Source organism: Gemmatimonadales bacterium (genome assembly GCA_035502185.1).
Classification (GTDB): domain Bacteria; phylum Gemmatimonadota; class Gemmatimonadetes; order Gemmatimonadales; family JACORV01; genus Fen-1245.
Genome location: DATJUT010000009.1, coordinates 1 through 7,340, shown reverse-complemented (window position 1 = coordinate 7,340; position 7,340 = coordinate 1). Strand labels below are relative to the sequence as shown.

Here is a 7,340-nt window from a genome sequence, read left to right as displayed (position 1 = left end):
AAAGTCGTGGCCAGGGCGCGAAACAACGGCCGTACCGTGGGGATGACGGAGTCGTGCACGGCGGAGGTAATAACCTACGGAGCCGGAAGTCGCCAGAATTCGGAGCGCAGATCAGCTGCTCGACGGCAGGTACTGAAGTGGCTGCCAGCCCCCGGTGGCCAGAGGCCAGACCAGTCGCCAGCACTGCCCACCGGTCTGGATTCCGATCACTGGCAACCGGCAACCACTCGCTACGTGCCGTCAGGCGACTGTTCGGTCTTCCGATCGTCCGGCCGCTGCGACCTCTCCTATAGCCCGACCCAATACGAGAACTTCACCAGGAAGATGTTCTCCGGCGGCACGCCCACCAGGCCGCGCAGATCGCGACTGAGCAGCAGGTCGCCCACGCCGGTGGCCGCGTTGCCGCTGCGCTCCTGGGTCCACACGAAGTAGATCGTGGACCCGGGGTGGTACTCCCACCGCAGCACGGCGCTGCCCCGCAGCGAGCGGAGGTCGAAATTCGGGTCCGAGATGGTGAACGGCGCCGCCGGGCCCGCGCCGTCGGGATCCACCGTGTAGCTGCCGGCCGCGTACGAAATCGTCCCGCGGTCCACGCCGTACACGCTCCGCTCCAGCGAGTGCGGCCGGTTGTACTCCTTGAACTGGCTGTAGGCGCCGCTGGCGATGAGCGGCTGCACGTAGAGCTGCAGCGTCAGCGTCGGCGTGAAGGTCCAGTCCACCCGTGCGTTCATCGACAGCGTGCGCTCGGCCAGGTCGGCGAACACGTACCGGGCGCTGTCGAACAGCGTCGCCGTGGGATCCGCGACGGCGGCGACGTACTGGGTCCGCGTCGCCTGGTAGCTGTACGACGGCCCGAGGTCGAGCGAGAGGTTCGAGGTGGGATGGATGGTCGCGTCGAGCATCAGGTCCCACGAGCACCGCCCGTCGCCGCAGCCGTAGTCCGGCATCAGGGTGAGGTACAGCGCCTTGCGGGAGTCGGTCTGCACGTTGGCGAACGTGTACCAGCTCGAGGCCACGCCCAGCGCCGGCCCGCCGCGCGCCAGGTTGTCGCTCAGCGTCGGCGCGCGGACCTGTCCGTAGAGCGACACGTTCCAGTAGTTGTGGAAGGTGAACTGCGCGTAGCTCTGCAGCTGCCGGTTCAGCAGGTCGTGGCTGAAGTCGTAGATCTGCTGGCCGCCGAAGATGAAGAACATCTGGCGCGCGAAACGGTTCGGCTTGGTGAACTGCCGTACCAGGTTCGCTCCCATGAAGATCCGGTCGGCCTGCGTGTTGAACGCCACGTCGTTGGCCTCGAAACCCGGGCTGAGGACGCTCGTCTGGACCTCCCACATCCAGTTCCCGGCGTCCTTGGCGAGCCGCGTGTAGAAGGAGAAGCCGCGCAGCGCGGTGAGCGTGGGATCGTACGCGTCGCTGAACAGGCCGTTGGAGCCGTTGTGACGGTCGGGCCGCTGGAAGTAGCGTGCGCTCGCCTCCTGGACCCGCAGGATGTCGGCCGGGCTGCCCGTCACCTGCGTCATCGTGGCGTTGGCCATCAGCTGGTAGGTCCGCTTGCCCCACCACAGGTCCGTCTCGAGGCCGGCGGCCTCCGAGTGCGTGTTCAGCTGCGTGCCGAGGGTGGAGTCGCGGATGTCCCGCACCACCGACGTGACCATGCCGCGGATGTAGCTGCCTCCCGGCAGGTCGTGGGACAGGCGCCCGACGAAGTAGTTGGTGAACGGCTCCACCTCCATCCCGAACCGCTTGCCGCTCGAGTCGATCTGCGCCGTCTCGCGGGCCGTGGCGGCGTCCAGCGTGGCGAGCGTCCACCCCCGCGCGAGGCTGCCGGTGAGCTTGGCGGCGCCGAGGATGGCGGTGTTGTCGGGCACCTTGCTGTACCCGCTGTCCCCGACGGCCGACTCCGCGTTGCCCGCGCCCTGCGGCGCGCGGCCGATGCGGCGCGAGTAGAACAGGCTCGGCGAGCTGAAGTTGCTGCAGCTGAAGCAGCTGAAGTTGCCGAAATCGAACAGGCCGGCCCCCTCCACGAAGAACGGCCGCTTCTCCTGGAAGTAGGTCTCGAACGCGCTCAGGTTGACCACGGCCGGATCCACCTCGACCTGGCCGAAGTCGGGGTTGACGGTGCCCGACAGCGTGAGCGAGCTGTTGACCAGGTACTTGAAGTCGCCGCCGAAGCGGGCGTCGTAGGAGCGCGACCGGTTGAACGGGTCGGCGGACGGGATGCCCGGCAGGTTCGTCGAGCGTCCCACGGCGTAGGGCAGCACCTCGCCCCGGTCGGGGCCCCGCGTGATGCGCAGGCCCTCGAGATGGCCGAATCGCGCCGGCCCGCCGGTCTCGTTGAGGTGCCAGAACGACCACTGCGACAGCTCGTTGAGGCGCGCCTCCATCCGCCAGACCTGGAGGCCCCACGTCTGCACCGAATCGCGCGGGTAGCGGAGCTGGCCGAGTGGGATCCGGAACTCCGCGGTCCAGCCGAGCGAGTCCACCCGCGTCGCGACCTCCCAGACCGCATCCCACGACGGATCCAGGTTGGAGCCGTTGGGCCCGTACGAATCGCCCTTCACGCCCGAGGGGTTGACCTGGAAGTCCACGCGGCCGAGGTGGTCGTGGAACGTGTCGAAGATGATCTCGACGTAGTCGGCGCTGGGGAGGTTGTCGCGCCGCGCCAGCCGGGTGCGGATGCCCGCCGCGCCCTCGGTGTCGTACATCCGCGCCCCGATGTAGAGCGCGTCGTCGTCGTAGAGGAAGCGCACCTCCGTGCGCTGGGTCGCCGGCTGCCCCTCGTTGGGCTGGGCCTGCCGGAAGTCCGCGGCGGGCTCGGCCGCCTGCCAGTCGGGCTCGTCGAGCCTGCCGTCCAGCGTGATCCGGCCCGTGATCCGGGCCGCGACGGCCCGGGGGGGAGGAGTGGGGTGACTCTGGGCCTGCGCCAGGCGGCAGGCCGCGAGGGTGCCGAGGACGAGGCCCGCCCGGGCCCCGATCAGGACGCCACGATGCACGGTCCAACCTCCGGTGGCGGCTGCGGTACGGCGATGACGGCGGTGACAACTACATCTGTAGGACGTAACCCGACGCGAAAAGGTTGCAGCCGCCGTTCAGAGGAGGTCGCCGAGGTCCACGCCGGCCCGGCCCAGCCGCTCCCGCTCGGCCGGGCGGTCGGCCAGCAGCTCGAAGTCGGCGTACTCGAAGCCCGGGGCGACGACGCAGCTCGCCAGGGTGTAGGCCCCCCCCGGCCGGGCGGCCTGCCAGGTGCCCGCCGGCACCGCGAGGGCGGGTGCGGAGGAGGTCCCGGCCGGGCCCAGGCGCCGCCGCTCCACGGCGAGCGCCCCCGACGCGACGGTCAGGAGCTCGAGGGGGTCGCCCTCGTGGAAGTGCCAGACCTCGTCGGAGGCCAGGCGGTGCCACCGGCTGCACTCGCCGGCGGCCAGGAGGAACCAGATGTGGGTCAGGGCGGAGCGGGAACGGCCATCGGAGGCGCCGACCCGGTTGCCGGAGCGGTAGGTCTGCCGGAAGTGACCGCCCTCGGGATGGGGCTCGAGGCCGAGCGCGCGCACCAGCTCGGCCGCGCGCCCGGTCACGCTACCCGTCGCTCTTGCGGTTCCCGAGCACGGCCAGCACGAGCATCAGCGCCGCGAACGCGGTCATCGCGACGCCGCCGACCAGGTTGGCGTTGATGGCGCCGGGGACCGGCGCCAGGAAGGCCGGGCTCGCGAGCAGCAGCAGCACGCCGAGGATCGCGAAGAGCAGGCCGATGATGAAGCGGAGATCGTCGAGGAGTCTCACGGCGCGCTCAGGCGAAGATGAGGTTGAGGACGATGGTCGCCGCCAGCACGAACACGGCGATGACCCAGGGCCTGGCATACCACTTGAGCCCCGTCGAGCTGAGCCGCTCGGTGAGGCTGTAGACCAGCCCTTTCATCTCGGCATCGGGCCGGGGACGGGTCGCCAGGCTGACCACGATCGTCACCAGGAAGCAGGTGGTGAAGGCGGCGATCGCGAGCGTGAAGTTCTGGCTCATCGTGGCGCGGAAGGTGTGCAGCGGCGCGGCCCCGCCCAGGAGCCAGCCGCCCTTGCCCTCCGCCATGGTGACGCCGTGAGTGACGGCCGCGGCAAGGGTTCCGGACAGGAGCCCCGTGAAGGCGCCGTGCCCCGTCGTCCGCTTCCAGAACATCCCCAGCAGGAACGTGGCGAACAGCGGCGCGTTCACGAAGCTGAACACCAGCTGCAGCAGATCCATGATGTTGTTGAAGGTGCGCGCGAAGTACGCCGTGGCCACCGACAGCAGGATGCCCGCCACCGTGGTGAGGCGCCCGACCCGGAGATAGTGGTCGTCCGACGCGTCGCTCTTGATGTGGGCCTGGTAGAGGTCGTAGGTGAACACCGAGTTGAAGGCGGTCACGTTGCCGGCCATGCCGGACATGAAGGACGCCATCAGCGCCGTGAGCCCGACGCCGAGCATCCCGGACGGGTAGAGCTGCGCCAGCATCGAGGGCAGCGCCATGTCGAAGTCGACCCGGCCGTCGGGCTTGAGCGGCATGTGGAACCCGCCGCCCTTGGCCGCCATCGCCATGGCCACCAGGCCCGGCAGGATGACCACGAACGGGATCAGCATCTTGGGGAACGCGGCGATGAGCGGCGTGCGCCGGGCGGCGTTCATGTCGTGCGACACCATGGCGCGCTGGACCACGAGGAAGTCGGTGCACCAGTAGCCGAACGAGAGCACGAACCCGAGGCCCATGATCATCCCGAACAGCCCGATGCCCATCGGGTTCTGGTCCGGCGAGCCCATGTAGGTCCAGGTGTGCGTCATCGCCGGCGTGGCGGCGAGGGCGGTCTGGATGCCGTGCCAGCCGCCGACGTGGTGCAGGCCGACGTACACCAGCGGCGCGATGCCGAACACGATCAGGAAGAACTGCAGCACCTCGTTGTAGATCGCGCTGGTGAGGCCCCCCAGGACCGTGTAGGCGAGCACGATGCCGGCCGAGAGCAGCACCGAGAAGCCGAAGCTCCAGCCCAGCAGGGTCTGGAACAGGATCGCCAGGGCGTACAGCGAGATGCCCGAGGAGAAGACGGTCATGACCGCGAACGAGATGGCGTTCAGCGCCCGCGTCTTCTCGTCGAACCGCAGCTTGAGGTACTCGGGCACGCTGCGGGCGCGGCTGCCGTAGTAGAACGGCATCATGAACAGCCCCAGGAACACCATCGCCGGGATCGCGCCCACCCAGTAGAAGTGGGCGGTCATGATCCCGTACTTGGCGCCCGAGGCCGCCATCCCGATCACTTCCTGCGCGCCGAGGTTGGCGGAGATGAAGGCGAGGCTGGTGATCCACAGCGGCACCGCCCTGCCGCTCATCAGGAAGTGGCCGCTGGTCTTGACGTGGCGCCTCAGGATGGCGCCGATCGCGAGGACGAAGACGAAGTAGACGGCGATGATGCCGTAGTCGAGCGGCGCGAGCCGCATCGCGTGCGCGGTGGTATCGGGCGACATGGGCGCACAAGGTAGCGCGCGGCGGGCGAACGCGCGAGAGAGCGCGGTCCGCACTCGCGCGGGAGCGCCGCCGCTCCTGCCCCCGCCGTGCGCGACGGTTAGATTGGCTGGGTGCGCGTCGCCATCGTGGGCGCCGGCCCCGCCGGCTTCTTCCTCGCCGAGCGGCTGCTGGCGCGGGAGGCCCCGGCTGTCGGGGTTGACATGTACGAGCGGCTCCCGGCGCCCCACGGCCTGGTGCGCTTCGGCGTCGCGCCGGACCACGAGAAGATCAAGACCGTCACGCGGTCGTTCGACGCGGTGGCGAGCCGTCCGGGATTCCGCTACTTCGGCAACGTCGAGTTCGGCAGCGAGGTCGCGCTGCGCGACCTCGCGCGCCACTACCACGCGGTGTGCTTCACCACCGGCGCCCAGACCGACCGCCGCATGGGCATCCCGGGCGAGGATCTCGCCCGGAGCCACTCCGCGACCGAGTTCGTGGCCTGGTACAACGGGCACCCGCGGTTCCGCGACCTCGCGTTCGACCTCTCGGCGGAACGGGTGGCGGTGGTCGGCGTCGGCAACGTGGCGGTGGACGTGGCGCGGATGCTGTGTCGCACGCCCGCGGAGCTGTCCACGACCGACGTCGCCGACTACGCGCTGGAGGCGTTGCGCGCGAGCCGCGTCCGCGAGGTCTGGCTGCTCGGCCGCCGCGGCCCCGCGCAGGCGGCGTTCACGGTGCCGGAGTTGCGCGAGCTCGGGGACCTCGAGGGCTGCGACGTGCGCGCCCTGCCCCAGGAGGTCGCGCTCGACCCGCTGAGCGCCGCGGAGCTGGAGCGCTCCGGCGAGCGCGCCCTGCGCACGAAGGTCGAGCTGCTCCAGGAATACGCGACCCGGGCGCCGACCGGGAAGCCGAAGCTCCTCACGCTCCGCTTTCTCGTCTCGCCCGTCGCGCTCGAGGGCGACGCCGCCGGCCGGGTGTGCGGGATGACGCTGGTGCGGAACGCCCTGGCGGCCGACGGGGCCGGCGGGCTCAAGGCGGTCGCCACCGGCCGCACCGAGCGGCTGGCGGTGGATCTGGTCTTCCGGTCCGTGGGCTACCGCGGCGTACCCCTGCCCGATGTGCCCTTCGACGAGAAGACCGGAACCGTCCCCAATGCGGCGGGGCGGGTCCTATCACCCACGACCCACAACCCACTCACCGGCTTGTACGTCGCCGGCTGGATCAAGCGGGGGCCCAGCGGTGTGATCGGCACCAACAAGCCCGACGCGGCGGAGACGGCCGACGCGATGGTGGCGGACTTCGCGGCGGGCGCGCTGCCGGAGCCGGCCGAGCCGGATCCGGCGGCGATCGAGCGGCTGCTCCGCGAGCGCCAGCCGTGCCTGATCACGTTCGACGACTGGAAGATGCTCGACCGGATCGAGAGCGAGCGCGGCCAGGCCAACGGCCGGCCGCGGGTGAAGATGACGGAAGCCGAGATCATGGCGAAGCTGGGTTGCACCTAGGCGAGCGAGGTGTGCGATGACGATCATCCGGCAGATCCTTCAGACCCTGGCCGCGTGCGCGGCCCTCCCCGCGGCCGCGCTGGCGCAGCCCGCGGCGCCGCCGTCCTCCGCGCCGGCGATCGTGCTCCGGCCCGCGCGGGTGTTCGACGGCGTCGGGCCCGGCCTGGCGAGCGGCTGGGAGGTGGTGGTCGTCGGCGACCGGATCACGGCCGCCGGGCCCGCGGGCAGCGTGGCGCGGCCGGCCGGCGCGCGCGTGATCGAGCTCAGGGGCCTGACGCTGATGCCCGGCATGATCGAGGGCCACTCGCACCTCCTGCTCCATCCCTACAACGAGACGAGCTGGGACAACCAGGTGCTCGACGAGCCGCTCGGCCTGCGG

6 protein-coding genes are annotated in these 7,340 nt (G+C 70.5%); 2 read left to right on the top strand and 4 right to left on the bottom strand.

Translation table 11 applies throughout. The features are described 5' to 3' along the window. Positions 1-287 precede the first annotated feature (287 nt). The 4 genes from VMF70_00905 to VMF70_00890 form a co-directional block, all read right to left on the bottom strand. A complete protein-coding gene (locus tag VMF70_00905) occupies positions 288-2,990 on the bottom strand; it encodes a DUF5916 domain-containing protein (protein HTT66561.1) in 2,703 nt (900 codons plus the stop codon). A gap of 96 nt (positions 2,991-3,086) precedes the next feature. Next, positions 3,087-3,569, bottom strand: a complete 483-nt coding sequence (locus VMF70_00900) for a cupin domain-containing protein (GenBank protein HTT66560.1) — start codon at positions 3,567-3,569, stop codon at positions 3,087-3,089. 1 nt (position 3,570) lies between these two features. Continuing rightward, positions 3,571-3,774 carry a hypothetical protein gene (locus tag VMF70_00895; protein ID HTT66559.1) on the bottom strand — a complete coding sequence of 68 codons (204 nt, stop codon included), beginning with the start codon at positions 3,772-3,774 and terminating at the stop codon, positions 3,571-3,573. A gap of 7 nt (positions 3,775-3,781) precedes the next feature. Beyond that, positions 3,782-5,479, bottom strand: a complete 1,698-nt coding sequence (locus VMF70_00890) for a sodium:solute symporter family protein (GenBank protein ID HTT66558.1) — start codon at positions 5,477-5,479, stop codon at positions 3,782-3,784. Between the two features lie 111 nt (positions 5,480-5,590). Here VMF70_00890 and VMF70_00885 point away from each other — a divergent pair, with 111 nt between their 5' ends. Both VMF70_00885 and VMF70_00880 read left to right on the top strand, forming a co-directional pair. After that, positions 5,591-6,961 carry an FAD-dependent oxidoreductase gene (locus tag VMF70_00885; protein ID HTT66557.1) on the top strand — a complete coding sequence of 457 codons (1,371 nt, stop codon included), beginning with the start codon at positions 5,591-5,593 and terminating at the stop codon, positions 6,959-6,961. Positions 6,962-6,977: 16 nt separating this feature from the next. Next, on the top strand, positions 6,978-7,340 hold a 363-nt coding region (locus tag VMF70_00880), incomplete at its 3' end, for a hypothetical protein (protein ID HTT66556.1).

What these genes read in the sequence shown, in the direction of transcription:
- VMF70_00890 (HTT66558.1), bottom strand. Translation starts at nt 5,479, where the DNA reads ATGTCGCCCGATACCACCGCGCACGCGATGCGGCTCGCGCCGCTCGAC.